The organism is Isoptericola halotolerans, from assembly GCF_045689585.1.
Classification (GTDB): domain Bacteria; phylum Actinomycetota; class Actinomycetes; order Actinomycetales; family Cellulomonadaceae; genus Isoptericola; species Isoptericola halotolerans_B.
Genome location: NZ_CP140108.1, coordinates 2,140,296 through 2,155,980 on the forward strand (window position 1 = coordinate 2,140,296; position 15,685 = coordinate 2,155,980).

Genomic DNA, 15,685 nt, shown 5'->3' on the forward strand with positions numbered 1-15,685 from the left:
ACCCCCTGCCCGTCGTCGTTCGTCGGTAGAGTCGTGGGATGCGCTCCAGAACAGTCGCCGTCGTCGCTGCCGCCGTCCTCGCGCTGAGCGCGGCGTGCTCGGGGAGTGGTGCTGGCGGCGCCGCTCCGACGCCCGAGCCGGAGCCGGTCGGCGACTTCGGCCCGTTCGACCCCGTCTCCGTGTGCGGCAGCTTCGACAGGGCGGACCAGGACGGCATCCTGAGCGTCGAGATCGAGGGCAAGGTGGCCCGCGATTCGCAGGGCGCCGTGGAGTCGGCCCGGGTCGTGTGCCCCGAGTACCTCGACGAGGTCGAGGAGTCAGCCCAGGCCTACGAGGCCTTCTGGGACGAGTACGGGTACGACGGCGTCGAGTCGGAGCCTGACGACACCTCGGAGCCTGAGGGGGTCGAGGAGGCCGAGGGCAAGGAGGCCGAGCCTGAGGTCGAGGCCGAGGAGCCGCCCTACGAGGAAATGTACCCCGTCGCCGTCGAGAGCTGTATCGGCTACATGGTCGACGAAGGGATCGCCACGCGGAAGGATGCTGCCCGCCAGCAGTGCGAGGCGGCCATGGGCCCCGACCGCGAGGACACCCACTGGATGATCGACCAGTACTACACGCTCGCGAACTAGCCGAACTTCGCCGCCGCGGCCCGCGCCGCAGCTCGGCCGAGCTGGTCGTAGTTCGTGCGCCCGAGCACGGCGGCCTCCATGAACTTGGCCTGCCCGCCGTTCGGGTGCTGCAGGTCGAGCGCCTCGTGCTGGTAGACCGCGTGCTCGGCGTCCGTGGTGAGGGACAGCGTGGTGCCGTCGCCCTCGACCGTGAGCGATTCGACCAGCTCGCGGGAGTCCTTCGGCGCCAGGTCTCGCGTGCGGTCGAGCGCGATCTCTGCCTCCACCCGCAACGCGGCGTCGGCGGCATCCTGGATCATCGCGTGCACGTCGGCCCACTGGTCGGTCATGGCTACTCCAGGTTGAGCGTCTGGAACGCGGGCAGGGTCTCATGCGCGCCGTGCTCGGCCGAGATGACGGCCGCCTCGCGCTCCGGCGCCAGGCCCGGCCACACCGTGACCAGGGACGCTGGCGGCGCGACGATGTCGAAGCCGCAGTGCACCTGCGTGGAGCTGACGACCTCGGCGCCCGTGTCGTCGCGCACCAGGCGCCGCTCGTCGACCACGAAGCACGGCACGGTGACGGCGTCCGCGTAGACCGGCCGGCCATAGCCGTCCGTGCCCTCGTAGGCGCGCACCACCGCCTCGTGTGGCGTGAAGTAGTCGGGGAGCGGGTTGACGTTCATCGGCCGACCCGCGTGCGGTAGAGGCCCGTCTGGTTCGATGCCAGGTCCACGACCTGCATGCCGCCGTTGCAGCGGTACGGCTTGAGCGCCGCCTTGTCGGACGCCGTGAGCCACGTGCCGCCCGACGACGCGCCGGACGACCCGAAGCCGTAGGTCTCGGAGAACGGGCCCATGCTGCGCGTCATCTGCTCGGCGCCGACGGGCGTTCGGCCGCCGGCCGACGACGACGCCTGCTGCAGCGAGCGGGCCACCATCTCCGCGACGACGGCGGTAACCGTCGCCGGGATCGGGCCGGGGTCGGACGGGTCGCAACCCAGGTAGCCGATCACCTGGTCCGACGCGCGGGGGATGAGCTGGGCGTCAGCCTTCGCGTCCTCCGTCGCCGTGAGCTCGCGCTCGAGCGCCACCGCGACGTCGTCCGTCGTTGCCAGACCTTCTGCCACGGTGGCCTCCTTCGTCAGGTGGTGCACCAGGGCCGGGCGAGTAGGGGGCATCGCCCGGCCCCGGTGGCTCACTTCTCGTCGGCCTTGGTGTCCGACGTGCCGCCCGTCGCGCCCGGCTTCTCGTCGGCCTTGGTGGACGCCTTGCGCTGCGCGTCCGCCTTGGCCTTCGAGACCTCGGAGTAGTACTCCGACTTCGCGACCAGCTTGTGCAGGCGCGAGCCCTCACGGACCTTCTGCAGGCCGCGGGTCTTCTTGTTCGTGTAGAACTTCACGTTCATGGTGCTTCCTCCAGTCACTCGACGGTGATGTCGGGCGTGACCGCACCGACGCCGTAGGAGGCCACCCCGGTCTCGGGCGTGGCCGGATTGCCCAGGACGTAGGCGAACCGCGCCTTGAAGCGCAGGGCGACCATGTCCTTCTCGGCCAGGTTGATGCCGCCGACCGTGGCCTGGTCGAGGAACTTGACCGTCACGTCCTGGCGGATGCCGATCCGGACCGTGCTGGGGTCGACGACGAAGTCCACGGCGGAGGCCGCGTCCCAGGCGCCGTTGCGGCTCCAGAACGTCTCGAAGCCGCGGATCGTGTCGCCGTCCAGGATCATGTTCCCGGTCGTGTCGCGCAGGTTCGCGAGCTTGTACTGCAGCGCGCGCTTGGCGATCAGCGTCTCCGGGTCGAACCCGACGTCGGCCACCATGCCGGCCACCTGCAGCGTGGCGCCGTAGATGTCCGACTCGCTGGCAGCCCCGTCGACGGCCTCGACCGCCTGACCGGACGCCACGGCCGCGGCGAGCAGGTCGAGCGACGTCCACGAGACCGGCTTGTCGATGCCGAAGAGCACCGCCTGGTCGAGCTTCTTGCCGAGCGCCTGACCGCCGAGCTCGGCGAGCTGAGCGAGGATGTCCTCGGTCGCGTCGTCGAGGGTGTTCTCGTGGATCGGCAGGATGACCGCGACCTCCTCGGCCACGAGGTTCTTGTCGGCCCACGTCGCCTCGCCGGTCGGCTTGACGCCGGTGTTGTCGGTGTCGCCGACCCACTCGGCGTCGGGCACCGTGGCGAGCACCGGCATGTGCCGGGTCTTGGTGCCCATGCTCACCGTCGGGAACGCGGCGATGGCCGTCGAGCCCTGAGTGGCCGCCTTGATGGTCTGCGGGCCGTACTCCTCGCCGATGAGCGAGGCGACCTCGGCACGGGTGATGTCCGCCATGACGGACTCCTTCCTCTGCTACCCGCCGAGGTCGATCCTCGCGGGGGTCTGTGGTGTGTCAGCCCCGGCGCAGTTCGCGCAGGGCGGCCGCCGCGCGCGAGCCACCCTCGTCGGGTCGGCCCTTGCCGGTCGGGACGGGAGTCCGCTTCGGCGGCTCCTTGGTGAAGTGCGGCTTGAGGGTCTCGTGGTGCTCCTCGAGCTCCTCGCGGGTCGAGCCGCGCAGCGCGGACGCCGGGACCGGGGAGTCCTTGGTGATCTCGTCGATCCACTTCGTGCGCTGCTCCTTGGCCTCGTACTGGGCCGCCTTCTGCTCGGCGGCCTCACGGGCCTTGCGCTCCTTCTCCAGCTCGGAGAGGTTCGCCTCCTCGGCCTTGTCGAACCGCTCGGCCTTGGACTTCAGGTCGTCGTAGTCCGCGAACTTCGCCCGCTCGCGGGCCAGCCGGGACTCGATGATCCGGTTCAGCTCCTCCTGGCTCTCGGGGGCCTTGAACTCCTGGCCTCCGCTGCCGGTGGGCTCGCCGTCGTTCTGTCCGCCCTGCCCGGGCGTCGGGTCGTCAGGCATGCTGACCTCCTGCTCCAGGTGTTGACCGCCACCTGTCGGCGTAGACCCCGCCGTGTCGGCGGGGGAGTCTCATCGACCCCAGACGGGCTCGGCGGCGCAGTTGCAGTCGTGGTGCGCCTTGAACTGCGCCGAGCGTTGGGTGAAGATCGCGCCGCGCTCGCGCTGGCGCCGGCAGAAGTCGCAGCCGCTGACGCGCACGACGCGCCGCCACCCGTTCGCCGCAGGGTCGTCCACGCTGTTCGTGGCGATGGTGTCCCGGCCGGGCTGCAGCACGTACTTCTGCGTCTCGCCCTGGAGGAACGCGAGCGTCTGGTCGGGGCGGTCGGTGAACAGGTGCTGCGCACCGAATCGGACCTGCGACTCGACGGCCCCGCGCGGCGTCAGCGCGGCGAGCACCGGCTGGAACGACGCCGCCGCGCCGACCATCGCGAACAGGCCGGCGCCCGACGCATCCAGCCGCAGCTCGTCGAACCAGTCCAGAGCGAGCGCCGCGGCGATCTCGCCGTACTCGTCGGTCAGCACCGGCAGGTAGGCCAGGAGCTGGTCACGAGCGCGCTCCGGGCGGTTCAGGTCGAGCGAGCCCCAGAAGTCCTCGAGGTCGGCCTGGACCTGGGAGACGATGCCTGCGTTCGCCGCCCGGTACTCCGCGATCGCGAGTGCGGACGCCATGGGCTACTCCTCGGCGCCGGTGAGCACCGGCTCTGCGGCCTGGGCGCGCGCCTCCGCGCTGGCGAGCCGCGCCGCCGCGCCGATGTTGATGCGCGCCCGCTGCCGCGTGATCGTCTGACGGATGGAGTCGACCTTGCGCTGCGTCATGCCCGGGATCAGGTCGAGCAGCTCGCCGACCGGCACGCCGTTCGCAGAGTCCGGGATCGCGGCCAGCTTCGTGATGCCGTCCACGACCGCGCCGAACGAACGCGCCTCGGTCTCGCGCCAGACGACCTCGGCCGTGTCCGCCGGCGCAGGGCGGCCGGCCATCTCGGCGGCCAGCCGGAGCACCTGCTCCCACCGCTCACCGAGGAGCTCGCGCTTGATCGCGAGCTTGCGCTGGTGCGCGGCCTCGACGATCGCGACCGTCTCGGTCGAGACGTTGGCGATACTTCCCGTGATGCCGTAGAGCGGGATGCCGGCCTCAAGGGCTACCTGCTCCTTCTGCTCGCGCAGCAGCTCGTTGTACGGCGCGAGCGGCGAGGCGGGGATCGCCTTGACGTCGACCTCGCCGGGTCCCTCTTCGAAGGTCCACACGCTCGACGTGGACGCGCGCTGCAGCGTGCCCTTGTCGGCGGTCCAGCCGAGCACGACCTTCTGCTGGAAGGCCGAGAAGCGGGACAGGCATAGCCGGTCGAAGTTGACCGAGTTGATCGCGCGCTGGCGGTCGATGATCGGCTCGACCTCGCCGCGCGGTGGGCGCCCCTCGACGGGCAGCTCGTTCTCGAAGCGCACCACCGGGCAGACCTGCTTGCCGCCGTAGGTCGCCTCGTGCTCCCACGGTTCGCCGGTGATCTCGACGTCGCGAGCACGCACGCCGCCCACCCTGCCGTCGGCATCCTTGGGCGCCTTGCGCAGGCGACCGGGCGTGACCGTCGCGTCGTCGACCAGCAGCACCGACCAGCCGTCGCGCACCGGGCGCACCAGCATGGCCGACGTCGGGAACAGGTCGCGCTCGGGGTCGTCGTACTCGGCGATCACGTCGAGCGGCGACCAGAGCGCCGGCGTCGGCTCTCCGTCGGCGTCCGGCAGGACGGAGGCGTACGAGTAGCCGTAGGTCTGCACGCCGCGGTGGACGCGGTGCTGGCTCGCGTCGAGCCCGTGGCGCTGCCACCACTCCCACGCCGCCTCGTCGTCCGCGGACGACGGCGACCGGAAGCCCGTCACCGACAGCGATCGGTCGAATGTGTCGACGACGACGCCGCACACGTTCATGACCGACTGCTGCGCCAGGGTCTTGATCTCCTCCGACGCGCCGTCGGCCACGTCCGGGATGCCACCCTTGCCGGCCGCGTAGTCGCGGAAGCGCAGCAGCGCGGCGCGGTCGTCGCAGCGCCGGCCCCACGAGTCCCACATCGCGGCCTGGGCGGCGGTGGTCATCTCGGCGTCGATGGAGCGCGCCTCGGAGTCCTCGAGGACCATGGTCATGCGAACACCGCCCCTCTGCTACCTGTCGCCGTCGCTGCGGACTTCCGCTTGCTCGTCGCGGCGCCGTGTCGCGCCAGGGTCACCGCGTCCAGCGCGGTCACGTCTCCGTCGGGGGTGACGGGCTGCCAGCCCCAGCCGCCCGCCTGCCCGATCTTCCGCTTGCCGGCGATCTGCACCTGGGCGTCGAGGCCGGGCTGCGCGAGGTGCGTCAGCTCGCCCTCGTTGATCGCCCGCAGCATGCCCGCGTGCGCCGTGATCGCCTCGTCCGTCGTGACCAGCCGCACACGGCGGGCAGACACGCCGGCCGCCCGCAGCTCGCCGAGCATGTCGCCCGCGCCCGCCTTGCCGTCCAGCAGGATCACCGCGGACTGGCGCCACCGCTCCGCCAACCAGGGCACGAGCTGCGCGACGCCGTCGGCGAGCGTCTGCACGCCGAACGACTCCACATGCACCGGGCCCTCGTCGGGCCGCAGCGCCACCGCGGCAGAGACCCGCTCGCCGTCGGGCGAGAACTTCACCGCGAACACCTGGACGCCGTCGGTCGGGGCGTCGGCGGCCGGGACGGACAGGCCGAGCCACGTCGGCACGTCGACCAGGCCGCCCATGACCTGCGAGTCCCAGGCGCCGCACCGCTCGCGCATGAAGCCCGCGAACGACATGTCCCCGAGCTCGTCCTCGACCACCGACATCTGCAGCCGGTAGCCAAGTGCCGGGTTCGTCTGCGCCGCCATCTCCAGCAGCGCCACCCGGTCCTCGGGGTCCGGCATGGTCCCCGGCGACCACTCGTGCCACGACAGGCGCCCGTCCTGCCCCTTGACGCCCGCGGCGCGCATCCGCTTGAACGGAGCGCCGTCGGCGTTCGGCGGCGGGGGAGTGCCGGTCATGATGACCTGCGAGTCACCCGAAGGCGCCGAGGAGATCGTGGGACGCAGCGCCTCCAGCTGCTCCTCGTTCAACTCCTGCGCCTCGTCGAGCACCAGGTCGTCGACCGTGAAGCCACGAGCCGACCCGCGCGACCGCGCGACGAACTCGACCGAGCCGCCGTTGGTCAGGACGATCGCCTCTTGGCCGTTGGTCTGCCGGATCTCCGCGACGAGCGCCGCGAGCTCAGGCCAGACCCGAGGGTTCTCGAAGAACGACTTGAGGCGAAGGAACGCCTTGCGTGCCGTCTTCACCTCGTGCGCGGTGTGCAGGATCTTGCGGCCGAGCACGACCACCTTGAACAGCTCGACGATCTCGAGGATCCCGTTCTTGCCGTTCTGGCGGGCGACGCTCAGTCCGCAGCGGCCGGCGGCCAGGCGACCGTCAGGACGACGACCGAGCCACGACGCGATGATCAGCGCCTGCCACGGGTCCGGGGTCAGCCCGTACCGCGAAGCCAGGAAGCACGCGTCGTCGCCGTCGTCGAACTTCGGCGAGCGTCGCGGCTCAAGCTTGACGCGCGGCTCCTGATTCCCGAGCAGCACGGCGGGCGTTGAGCTCATCGAGTCCCGTGCCTCCCTCGCCTACGCTCGGCGCCGCGCCCTCGATCTCCTCGAGCTCGGCCAGGGTCGCGCGGTACTGTGCAGCGAGCTGGGCCCGCACCCCCACCGAGGACTCCCGCAGGGATTCCTCGAGCAGGTCGGCAAGGTCCTTGAGGCGTTCTTTACGTCCCACGGGTCCCCCCCTCCCTCGTCACGGGGGTATCTCGCTAAACCCCGGGCTGCGACACCCCTTGCCGAGGGGGGTACCCCCCACCCCCTACCCGGTCACCACGCGCGCGAGAGCGGCCATAGATCCGCGCTTGACTCAACCTTGATCGTCGGTCGCTCGCTGTTCCGCCGCTTCTGGCAGTCGGCGCACAGGACTCGCAGGTTCTCGACGTCGTCCGTGCCGCCGTGGCGGTACTCCCGGACGTGGTCCACCTGGGCTTCGTTGGCCCGGTACTGGCCAGCCCGGGCGGGTTCGTCCCGGGCGTACTCGGCGCGCGTTCGGTAGTCGAGCTCGCGGCCGCAGGCGTGGCCCTCGTACCCGGGGCAGTGCATCACCCCGGCGGCCTTCGCCCCCCGGAGTACCCGCAGGCGGTTCCGCTTCCACCGCGCGGTGCCTGTCCGGCTGGTGACCATCGGACCCCCGGGGATGGTTCTCGGGCGGGGCATGACGAAGGCCCGGGGGCGATGCCTCCCGGGCCTTTCGACACGACTTCGATTCAGCCACAGGCTATGTCAAGTCGCCGACATCTGCAATCGACACGCTGGTCACAGGTCCCACTCGCTGTTCCAGTCGGGACTGGACGACAGGGACGACGCCATGGCCTTGAGGGCGTAGAACAAGCCGTCCACCCTCCCCGAGATCCGCTCAAGCGTGGGCGGCCCGTCGAACGTAGGCGTCTGGGTGGTGAACGGGTTGCCGGCATCGGGGTGTCCGCGGAAGTCGACGAGGGTGTCCTCGTACATCTTGAGCACCGCCAGCGCGGCGTCGGGGTCGGGCAACTCGGAGGAGTGGGCTCGGATGAAGTCGGGCAGGGCATCGATGTCAGAAGGCGTCATAACGCCACCCTCCCCGCGATCCGAAGCGTTCGCACCAGGCGGGCAGCCCCGTCGACACTCTTCACCCCCCGACGCCGCATGGCCCGCATCCACTCGGCCGGCGTGATCCGGTGCTCGTCGTCGCGGTCGCACACCATGTCGCCGAGGACGTCCTGCTCGGGCTGCATCCACATCCTGTACTCGCCACCGCACTCCACCCGCTCGCCCATGTCCGACATCGCAGCCTCGGGGCACGGCACGCTCAGGCGGATCCAGCGCGCACCGGTCGGCCAGGCTGCCGCCCGGGCTCGGCGCGAGAACTCCTCGGCCGTGTCGATGAACTCGCCGCCCTCGATCGGGTCGCCGAAGAAGACGCCGATGTGCTCGTCGGCGATCTCCCGCAGCAGCGCGCCGGGGTCGGTCGTGCTCGGCGTCCAGGGCTGCTTGTGCTCGTCGCGGTAGTCCATGACGGCACGGGCGCACCAGGTGGCCCACCCGGAGATCTCCATGCGCACGGTCGCGGCGTGGGCGTCGAGCGGCAGGCGCGACGATGGTGCGGCGTGACCTCCGCGCTGCCCGTCGCCGAGCAGACGGTCCTCGAGCTCGTCGTAGGCGTCGGCGACCTCGGCCATGCGCCGGCGGGTGACAACGACGGCGTGCGTCTCGTGGGTCTCGGTCATGGCTGTTCCCGTCGGATGAAGTTTGGTGGCGGAGTGGTCGAGCGTTCGTGCTGCTGGGAGGCTCCAGGGATGGATGATTCGCAGTGGTGGGACGGTTGGATCGGTGCCCTGGTGGCGGCGGCCCTCACGGTCGGCGCCACGATCTGGTGGGAGTCGAAGAACCGGCGTCGCGAGCGCCTGGAGGAAGCCATGTCGCAGCTCGAGTCGGCGGCGGCGGTGATGGGAAATCTCGCGTGGAAGCGGCTCCACGGCGACGCCGAACCGCACGAACTGGATTCCGCGATCGACGAACTCGCAGTTGCCTTCATCCGTGCACGTGCGCATGCGCTGCGACCATCCGCGCTGTGGCTGCCGGCGGCATGGCTGGCCCCCGTTCGCTCGGGGCTCGGGAGAACCGTGTCGAGCTTGAGGGAGACGTGGCTCGAAGCGTGCTCTACATCTACAGCGGCCATCCCGCCCGAGTCGCTCGCCGATATCGCCACTACGTGCCTCGCAGTACAGGGGACGTGTTCGACGTGGATCAAGTCGCCGGTGCAGTTCGCGTGGAACCGGGACCTGTCCAGGTCAGCTCTCGACCACTTCAGCAGGGAGACATCGACACCGCTCGAAGATCGGTAGCGGATCGCGAGCCTCGGGTCGACGTCGCACGCCTCCATGAGCCGGGTCTCGGCGGCCCAGCTGATCGGGTTAGCACTCATCGGGGACCGCCCTCGGCCCGGGCGAGCACGTCCATGAACGACTGCTCGGTGACGACGGCGTCCGCGGTGATGGCGGCCCCGCCGACCTGGACGAAGGCCCAGTAGCGGACCCGCTTGGGCAGGCGGGCAGCGGCGGCCTGCGCGGTCAGGTCGACGGTGCGTCGGATCCGCTCACCAAAGGTCATGGCGGGGATGGTCCAGATGGTGGCGAGTCGCATGGGTCAGTCCTCTCGGTCGTTCGCCGCGGCTCGGGCGGCGTCGGGGGTGGGTTCGGGGGGCACGCAGTCGGGGCACTCGGCCTGCGGGCGGCCGGTGTGGTCGCCGGCAACGTGCTCGGATCTGCACATCGGACAGACGTGCCTGTGGTGGTGGGTGGCGCAGCGGGCGCGGTGGTCGGTCATCGGGACTCCCTCAGTGCGGCCCGGACGAGCTCGGAGCCTCGGGCGTAGGTCTCGGGGTCGCCGGCGGGCTTGACGGGTGCCGCCTCGGTGGCGGCGATCTCGTCGGCCCGGCAGGCGCCGCAGGACCATGCGGGGAACGAGCCGTGTCCGGGCTGGGGGCAGCGGTCGAAGTTGATCGGCTCGGCGGTCTCGGCCGGGGTGGCCCGCCAGTGGGGTCCGTCCTGTGCGAGGACGGCCGGCGACGCCAGGTCGGCGCGGGTAGCGAGCCGGATCACGGCGTGTGCGAGCTCGTGGGCCGGTGCGCGGTGGCGGGCCTTGTGGAGCGCCGCAGCGATGCCGGGGACGTCCCACGAGGGGCGGAGCGCGTTGACGAGCCGTGCGAGCGCTTGGGCCTGTGCTGCGTTGATCTGGGCATGCATCACCCGTTCACCGCCTCGCGCGTTACGGGACGTAACGGTGCATGCATGCCGGTACCCGGCTCTTCCCTTCCCTTCCTCTTCCCTTCCCTTCCCTTCCCTTCCGCAGGGTAGGAATCGCGAGGGCTCGCGAGAGCGTCGGCCCAGTCGGGAAGTTCGTGCAGGTCAGACGGTGCGAAGCGCTCGCGAGCCGCGTTGGACACCCGCTGGTGCTTCTTCCAGTTGCGGATGTGGAGCACGACGCCCTCGGGCCCCTGGTACGCGACGAGTAGCGAGGCTCTCGCGAGCCTCGCGAGGGCTGCGGGGATGTCGATCGAGTCCGCGGGGAGGACCTGCATCTTGATCTTCTTCGGCCGATAGTCGAAGAAGCCCTGGTCGTCGCAGAAGTTCCACAGGCCGATGAACAGCAGGCGCTCGAGCGGGTCGAGCTCGACGACCTCCTCGTCTGTCCAGAAGTCGGGCTTGATCGTCCGGATGCGCGCCATCAGTCCTCCTCTCGTGGTGGCTCGTCGTCGTGGTGCTGCTGGTCGTGGAACAGCTCGCCGAACTCGGTGTCGGGGTGCCAGCGCCGGCAGTGGGGGCAGCGGGTCATGAGAGCAGCCCTCCCTCGCCCGTAATCGCCTCGACGACGGTCGCGACGAGGTCGCGGGCGGCCGGCGGGGTGACGGCGTTGCCCGAGAGCTTGACCTGCTCGCGGCGGTTGCCGGCCATGAGGTAGTCGGCCGGGAAGGCCATGGCCTGCTTGATCTCGTCGGGCTCGAGCATGCGGAACCGGACGTCGTCGAGGTCGAGCGTGGGGCGGTCTGCCTGCAGCACCGACTGGTGGCCCGCGGTCGTGATCGTGCGCACCGGTTCGGACGACGGCGTGGTCATCGCCGACTGGTCGCCGCGGTTGTTGTTGTGCCGGTGGATCAGCGCGTGGCGGTCCACCGTGGTCACGGTCGGCAGCGGGCGCCCGTCGGGCGCCGCCTGCCCGTTGCCGTAGTACGGCACGACGAGCCCGTGGTGGTTCCCGGACGCCGTGACGGTGGACAGCGCCGACGACGCGGGCCGGGCCGTCGACCCGCCGCCGCGGAGCTCGGCCACGAGCGGCTCGACCGTCTTCGGGTGGTAGGCCAGCGCCTTCGACTCGCGGGTGTGCATCGTCTGCGTGACGTCGCTGATCGGCCACACCCGGTAGTACGAATCCGGGTCGCCGTGGCGCGGGTGCCGCGGGTCGGCCGCGTCGTAGGGGTTGCCGCCGTGCTCGGCGAGCATCGGCCCCCAGTACCGCTCGATCCCGACCCGGATCCTGCGCATCGTCTTCTCGGCGAGCGGCCGGGCCCGGTCCCCGAGCCGGACGCCCGGGTTCGACCAGTCGATGATCGACGACGCCGGGAGCCACGCGGGCTCGACGACGGTGTTGCGGCACGAGCTGTTCGGGCACCGGTACAGGTACTGCTGGCGGTACCGGCCAGGCCGCGACTGGCCGTCGCCGCGCTTCCACCACTGCATGGCGTCCACGACGGTGTCGCAGCGAGGGCAGTAGGCCCGGGGCCGCTGCATCCGCTCGAAGTCCGGCGCCCGCTCGCCCTGGCGCCAGAACGCGATGTAGACGCGGTCGCGGGACTGCGGCGCGGGAGCTCCGTGGGCCTGGGCGTGCATCGAGTTGAGGGACACGATGCGGTGCCGGTAGCCCATGGCGTGCATGGCGGCCAGCCACGCCTGGAACAGCCCGCCGCGCACGCCCCACTCGGACGACCAGTCGACGACCTCGACGACGTTCTCGACGAGCACTGCGCGGTAGCCGTGCGCCTCGGTGAAGCGCACGACGTCCCACATCGTGGCCCGGGACCGCTCGGCGGCCTCGTCGGGCAGCACGTCGCCGAACAGGTCCGGCTGGCGGTGGGCCTTGCGGCCCTTGGCGCGGGAGTGGTTGGTGCACTCCGGCGACGCCCACAGGATGTCGGTCCTCGGGACGTAGCGGGGGTCGGTGTTGCTGATGTCGGCCTGCAGGTGGTCGACGTCGGGGTGGTTCGAGTTGTGGGTCTCGATCGCGCGGTCCCAGTGGTTCGCGGCCAGGCGGACCTGGACGCCCCCTACCTCGACGGCGCCCGTCGAGCTGCCGCCGGCCCCGCAGAACAGGTCGGTCATGGTCAGGTTGTGGCTCACGCGTCCCCACCTCCCGGCCGTGCCCCGGTGAGCAGCGCGACGAGGTCGCGCAGCGTCATGAGGACGTGCTGGTCACCGGGGTCGGTGGTGCCCCGGCGCTTGGCCACGACGAGCCCGACGTCGGCGTCGTCGTTGCGCCGCTCGAGGTCGGCCTCGGCGAGCCACGGGCCCGGCAGGAGCCGGCCGCCGTAGTTCTTCGCCTCGACGGTGACGCGGGCGCCCATGTGGCGCAGGCCGCCGATGTCGCCGCGGTCCTTCGCGCCGGTCTTGACGCGGCGGTCGATCCGGTCGTCGACGTGGTCTCGGAGGTAGTCGGCCACGGACCGCTCGAAGCGCGAGCCAGCGGCCTTTGCGGACGCTCGGTTGCGGCTCACGACGCCCTCCCGGTGGCCTTGGCCCACACGGGGGCGAACTCGACGGTGTCGGCGTCCAGGACCGCGAGGCGCGCGTGCTGGCGGGCCGGGTTGTCGCCGTGCAGCCCGACGACGACGGGCAGCAGCTCCTTGGCCCTGGCGATGACGCCCTCGGGCCCGGGCTGGCCCCGGCCGGGACGACGGCGGGTGGTGATCGCGAACACGTCGGCGGCGATCTGGGCCCGGCGCGTGCGCAGGTCGTCGAGCTCGGCGGAGGTGTCGTGGACCTCGGCGCGCAGCTGGTCGCGGCGGGCCAGCAGCACGGCGGCCTGTCGCTCGAGCGCCTCGGCCCGGGCCTCGGCAGCGCGGAGGCGCCGGTCGACCGCCTCGGCGCGGTCGCGGGTTGCCCCAAAGGTGTACGTCACGCCTGCACCTCGCCCTCGTCCTGGGCGGGCTTCGTGGCGACCTGGACGACCTTCTCGGGGAAGAAGTCGGCGGCCGGGATGCCGTCCTGGGTGATGGAGGAGTAGACGCGGGCGACGTTGGCCAGCGTCTCGGGCTCCCACTTCGCGACCTTGCGCTCGGTGTACTCCTCGAGCTGGGCACGGGTGACGCCGATCTTCTCGAACGCGGCGACGGCCTCGCGGGCACGGACCTCGGCGCTCTTGCCCTCGCCGTGCTCGAGCGTGCGATGGCACACGGTCTGCGCCTCGGAGATGAACCAGTCGGGCAGGACGGTGGAGATGCACTCGCGCACGGCTCGGGCGCCGGTGTTCTGGTTCGACAGGTAGATGTCGTGCAGGTCGGTCAGGGCCTCGCGGCGCTTGGCCTTCATCCGGGCGTGCGGCTGGATGAACGAGCGCGTCGAGCGGGTGTTGGTCTGCTGATCCCAGGCCCACGCCGACATCTCGGACTCGCCGGCGTCGACGTCGCGGCGCAGCTCGCGCACGCCGTAGTCGATGTTGCCCCAGATGCGGGCGAGCTCACGCAGCAGGTGGACCGACAGGCCGGTGCCGCGGTTGGGGACCTGCCAAAAGGCACGCTCGGCGACGGCCATGCGGCTGCAGGTGTCGCGCATGTCGGCCACGGCGCGGTCGATGTCGCGGGGGTTGGCTCGGGCGACGACGACGGCGGCCTGGACCTCGGCGACAGCGCGGGACTGCTCGACGACGGTCGCCTGGCTGGCGGGGGTGGATGGCTGGGGGAGGGTGATGTCGGTCATGGCTGCTCCGGGTTCATGCGGGCGTCCCACGCGACGACGAGGTCGTCGGTCTGGGACTCGTAGCGGTTCAGGGGGAAGTCGTCGGTCAGGTGGATGCCGTCGCTGCGGCCGGGCCACTGGCCGGTGCGGGTGCACCAGGCGAGCAGGTCCAGCGCGAGGCGGTTGCGGGTGCCGCCGATGTCCAGCGCGCGGTTCGAGACCTGCCAGACGGAGACCTCGTGCGGGGCGGCGGACTCCACGACGACCTGCAGGAAGGGCGCACGGACGCCGGTGATGTCGGCGATCAGCTCGCGGTACCAGTCGGCCTGCTGCCAGTACCCGCGGTCGGTGGCCTTCCAGGTCCACGCGTTCGGGGCGGCGTACCCGAACGCGGCGGTCTTGAGGTCGAGGATCTTCGGGTCCGGGTGATCGAGCGGCGTTATGGCGTCGATCCGGCCGCGCCGGACGATGCCTGTCGCCGGGTCGGGCGCGAACAGAGACACCTCGCGATCGGTGCACTCGGCGAGCAGCGCAGCGGCCACGGGGTGCTCACGCACTGCGGCGGCCATGCCCTCGACGAGTACCCGGTCCTTCTCAAGGATCGGCGCCTCGCCGGCGGCACGAGCCTCGGCCCGCTCCTCCTTCGCGGCCTTCGTCTGCCAGGACGACGCCTCGACGTACCGAATCGGGGAGCCGACGCCGAGGAGCTCGGTGTGCACCGCGGTGCCGAGCTCCATCGCGTGCGTCGGCTCGGTCGGGTGGTCCTGGTCGTGGCGGTACTGCTTCGGCGACTGGACGATGGTCCGGGCGCCCGTGGAGGACAGCGAGCCCTCGTGCGCGTGGTAGGTCCGCTCGTCCAGCGCGCGGACCAGCCCCTGCAGCTCGGTCGTGGCGGTCATGCCCCCTCCTCTCGATGGCAGGTGCAGCGGCACTCGGTGGGCGCGTCGGTGAGGTCGTCCCAGGCGTCGCCAGCGCAGGCGCGGTGCTTGCCCTGGTGGCAGTCGGGGTTCACCCGGGCGGCGTCGGACAGGCTCATCGGTCCTCACCCGCCTCGACGGCCCGGTCGAGCGCCTCTCGTGCGGCCAGGCGATCGGATCGGGCCACGTCGAGCTCGGCGCGGGTGGCGGTGCCGTAGGAGTAGTGCCGGATCTTGACGCCTCGCTCGGCGTCGCAGGCGCAGCGGTACGCGGTCAGCGCCTCGTCGAGGGCGGTCATGGCTTCTTCCTGTCGGCGGGGGTGCGGTCCCAGTGGGTGGCCCAGATCTCTCGGACGCGTCCGAGTTCGGGTCGCCACTGCGTGCACCGCTTGCCGGGCTCGGCGCCGCAGGACGGGCACGCCTGGGACAGGTCCGGGTTGGTGGGCGCGGGGGCGGTCATGCGGCACCTCCGTCGCTGGTGTTGCAGTCGGGACAGAGGTCGCCGAACTTCTCGGCGATGAACCAGCCACGGGCGCGCATCGCGGCGTAGTTGGGGAGCTCGCTCTGGCCGTAGGAGAGGTCACCGCTCGTGCGGCCGCAGCGGTCGCAGTGCCAGGTCCAGACCGGGTCCGTGGTGTGCGCGCGGGTCACCAGCCCCACCTCCCCGGCGCTTCCGCGGTCCCGCTGATGGCGAGCACGAGCACGACGGCGAGCAGGAACGGGA

Annotated in this window: 26 protein-coding genes; 2 read left to right on the forward strand and 24 right to left on the reverse strand. The window is 71.4% G+C overall.

Annotated features, from left to right (window positions below; translation table 11 throughout):
- Positions 1-38: 38 nt before the first annotated feature.
- On the forward strand, positions 39-629 hold the full coding sequence (locus UQW22_RS09935; RefSeq protein ID WP_407316638.1) for a hypothetical protein: 591 nt from the start codon (positions 39-41) through the stop codon (positions 627-629).
- Here the strand turns inward: UQW22_RS09935 and UQW22_RS09940 are convergent.
- From UQW22_RS09940 to UQW22_RS09995, 12 genes are all read right to left on the reverse strand, one after another.
- Positions 626-958 (reverse strand): hypothetical protein, encoded by a 333-nt coding sequence (locus UQW22_RS09940; RefSeq protein WP_407316640.1) that lies wholly within the window; start codon positions 956-958, stop codon positions 626-628. The two genes, UQW22_RS09935 and UQW22_RS09940, sit on opposite strands and share 4 nt — an antisense overlap.
- A 2-nt stretch (positions 959-960) precedes the next feature.
- Positions 961-1,293: a hypothetical protein gene (locus tag UQW22_RS09945; RefSeq protein ID WP_407316642.1), complete on the reverse strand. Its 333-nt coding sequence runs from the start codon at positions 1,291-1,293 to the stop codon at positions 961-963.
- Positions 1,290-1,736: a hypothetical protein gene (locus tag UQW22_RS09950; protein ID WP_407316644.1), complete on the reverse strand. Its 447-nt coding sequence runs from the start codon at positions 1,734-1,736 to the stop codon at positions 1,290-1,292. The genes UQW22_RS09945 and UQW22_RS09950 overlap by 4 nt, the downstream gene beginning before the upstream one ends.
- 68 nt (positions 1,737-1,804) lie before the next feature.
- Positions 1,805-2,014, reverse strand: coding sequence for a hypothetical protein (locus UQW22_RS09955; RefSeq protein WP_407316646.1), 210 nt, complete (start codon positions 2,012-2,014; stop codon positions 1,805-1,807).
- Positions 2,015-2,028: 14 nt separating this feature from the next.
- Positions 2,029-2,940: a phage major capsid protein gene (locus UQW22_RS09960; RefSeq protein ID WP_407316648.1), complete on the reverse strand. Its 912-nt coding sequence runs from the start codon at positions 2,938-2,940 to the stop codon at positions 2,029-2,031.
- Between the two features lie 58 nt (positions 2,941-2,998).
- Positions 2,999-3,502: a hypothetical protein gene (locus UQW22_RS09965; RefSeq protein WP_407316650.1), complete on the reverse strand. Its 504-nt coding sequence runs from the start codon at positions 3,500-3,502 to the stop codon at positions 2,999-3,001.
- 69 nt (positions 3,503-3,571) lie between these two features.
- On the reverse strand, positions 3,572-4,171 hold the full coding sequence (locus UQW22_RS09970; RefSeq protein WP_407316652.1) for a hypothetical protein: 600 nt from the start codon (positions 4,169-4,171) through the stop codon (positions 3,572-3,574).
- Between the two features lie 3 nt (positions 4,172-4,174).
- Entirely contained in the window at positions 4,175-5,638 is a 1,464-nt protein-coding gene (locus UQW22_RS09975) for a phage portal protein (protein ID WP_407316654.1), read from the reverse strand.
- On the reverse strand, positions 5,635-7,122 hold the full coding sequence (locus UQW22_RS09980; protein ID WP_407316656.1) for a hypothetical protein: 1,488 nt from the start codon (positions 7,120-7,122) through the stop codon (positions 5,635-5,637). The genes UQW22_RS09975 and UQW22_RS09980 overlap by 4 nt, the downstream gene beginning before the upstream one ends.
- A 264-nt stretch (positions 7,123-7,386) precedes the next feature.
- Entirely contained in the window at positions 7,387-7,743 is a 357-nt protein-coding gene (locus UQW22_RS09985; RefSeq protein ID WP_407316658.1) for an HNH endonuclease signature motif containing protein, read from the reverse strand.
- Between the two features lie 132 nt (positions 7,744-7,875).
- A complete protein-coding gene (locus tag UQW22_RS09990) occupies positions 7,876-8,166 on the reverse strand; it encodes a hypothetical protein (protein WP_407316660.1) in 291 nt (96 codons plus the stop codon).
- The gene (locus UQW22_RS09995; RefSeq protein WP_407316662.1) at positions 8,163-8,825 is read right to left on the reverse strand and encodes a hypothetical protein; all 663 of its coding nucleotides are present in this window, start codon (positions 8,823-8,825) and stop codon (positions 8,163-8,165) included. The genes UQW22_RS09990 and UQW22_RS09995 overlap by 4 nt, the downstream gene beginning before the upstream one ends.
- Positions 8,826-8,894: 69 nt before the next feature.
- Between UQW22_RS09995 and UQW22_RS10000 the strand changes: the two genes are divergently transcribed.
- Positions 8,895-9,443 (forward strand): hypothetical protein, encoded by a 549-nt coding sequence (locus UQW22_RS10000; protein WP_407320864.1) that lies wholly within the window; start codon positions 8,895-8,897, stop codon positions 9,441-9,443.
- A 76-nt stretch (positions 9,444-9,519) separates the two neighbouring features.
- Here UQW22_RS10000 and UQW22_RS10005 read toward each other — a convergent pair whose 3' ends face one another.
- From UQW22_RS10005 to UQW22_RS10060, 12 genes are all read right to left on the reverse strand, one after another.
- The gene (locus UQW22_RS10005; protein WP_407316664.1) at positions 9,520-9,741 is read right to left on the reverse strand and encodes a hypothetical protein; all 222 of its coding nucleotides are present in this window, start codon (positions 9,739-9,741) and stop codon (positions 9,520-9,522) included.
- A gap of 179 nt (positions 9,742-9,920) precedes the next feature.
- The gene (locus tag UQW22_RS10010; protein ID WP_407316666.1) at positions 9,921-10,343 is read right to left on the reverse strand and encodes a hypothetical protein; all 423 of its coding nucleotides are present in this window, start codon (positions 10,341-10,343) and stop codon (positions 9,921-9,923) included.
- Positions 10,343-10,825, reverse strand: a complete 483-nt coding sequence (locus tag UQW22_RS10015; RefSeq protein WP_407316668.1) for a hypothetical protein — start codon at positions 10,823-10,825, stop codon at positions 10,343-10,345. Before UQW22_RS10015 ends, UQW22_RS10010 begins: the two co-directional genes overlap by 1 nt.
- Before the next feature lie 103 nt (positions 10,826-10,928).
- Entirely contained in the window at positions 10,929-12,491 is a 1,563-nt protein-coding gene (locus UQW22_RS10020) for a DNA cytosine methyltransferase (RefSeq protein ID WP_407316670.1), read from the reverse strand.
- Positions 12,488-12,865, reverse strand: coding sequence for a hypothetical protein (locus UQW22_RS10025; RefSeq protein WP_407316672.1), 378 nt, complete (start codon positions 12,863-12,865; stop codon positions 12,488-12,490). Before UQW22_RS10025 ends, UQW22_RS10020 begins: the two co-directional genes overlap by 4 nt.
- Complete coding sequence (locus UQW22_RS10030; protein WP_407316674.1) at positions 12,862-13,269, reverse strand: hypothetical protein; 408 nt, start codon at positions 13,267-13,269, stop codon at positions 12,862-12,864. The genes UQW22_RS10025 and UQW22_RS10030 overlap by 4 nt, the downstream gene beginning before the upstream one ends.
- A complete protein-coding gene (locus UQW22_RS10035) occupies positions 13,266-14,066 on the reverse strand; it encodes a hypothetical protein (RefSeq protein ID WP_407316676.1) in 801 nt (266 codons plus the stop codon). The genes UQW22_RS10030 and UQW22_RS10035 overlap by 4 nt, the downstream gene beginning before the upstream one ends.
- A complete protein-coding gene (locus UQW22_RS10040) occupies positions 14,063-14,944 on the reverse strand; it encodes a PD-(D/E)XK nuclease-like domain-containing protein (protein WP_407316678.1) in 882 nt (293 codons plus the stop codon). The genes UQW22_RS10035 and UQW22_RS10040 overlap by 4 nt, the downstream gene beginning before the upstream one ends.
- The gene (locus UQW22_RS10045) at positions 14,941-15,081 is read right to left on the reverse strand and encodes a hypothetical protein (protein WP_407316680.1); all 141 of its coding nucleotides are present in this window, start codon (positions 15,079-15,081) and stop codon (positions 14,941-14,943) included. The genes UQW22_RS10040 and UQW22_RS10045 overlap by 4 nt, the downstream gene beginning before the upstream one ends.
- Positions 15,078-15,260, reverse strand: coding sequence for a hypothetical protein (locus UQW22_RS10050; protein WP_407316682.1), 183 nt, complete (start codon positions 15,258-15,260; stop codon positions 15,078-15,080). Before UQW22_RS10050 ends, UQW22_RS10045 begins: the two co-directional genes overlap by 4 nt.
- Positions 15,257-15,421 carry a hypothetical protein gene (locus tag UQW22_RS10055; protein WP_407316684.1) on the reverse strand — a complete coding sequence of 55 codons (165 nt, stop codon included), beginning with the start codon at positions 15,419-15,421 and terminating at the stop codon, positions 15,257-15,259. Before UQW22_RS10055 ends, UQW22_RS10050 begins: the two co-directional genes overlap by 4 nt.
- Positions 15,418-15,612, reverse strand: coding sequence for a hypothetical protein (locus UQW22_RS10060; protein ID WP_407316686.1), 195 nt, complete (start codon positions 15,610-15,612; stop codon positions 15,418-15,420). The genes UQW22_RS10055 and UQW22_RS10060 overlap by 4 nt, the downstream gene beginning before the upstream one ends.
- Positions 15,613-15,685: the final 73 nt, after the last annotated feature.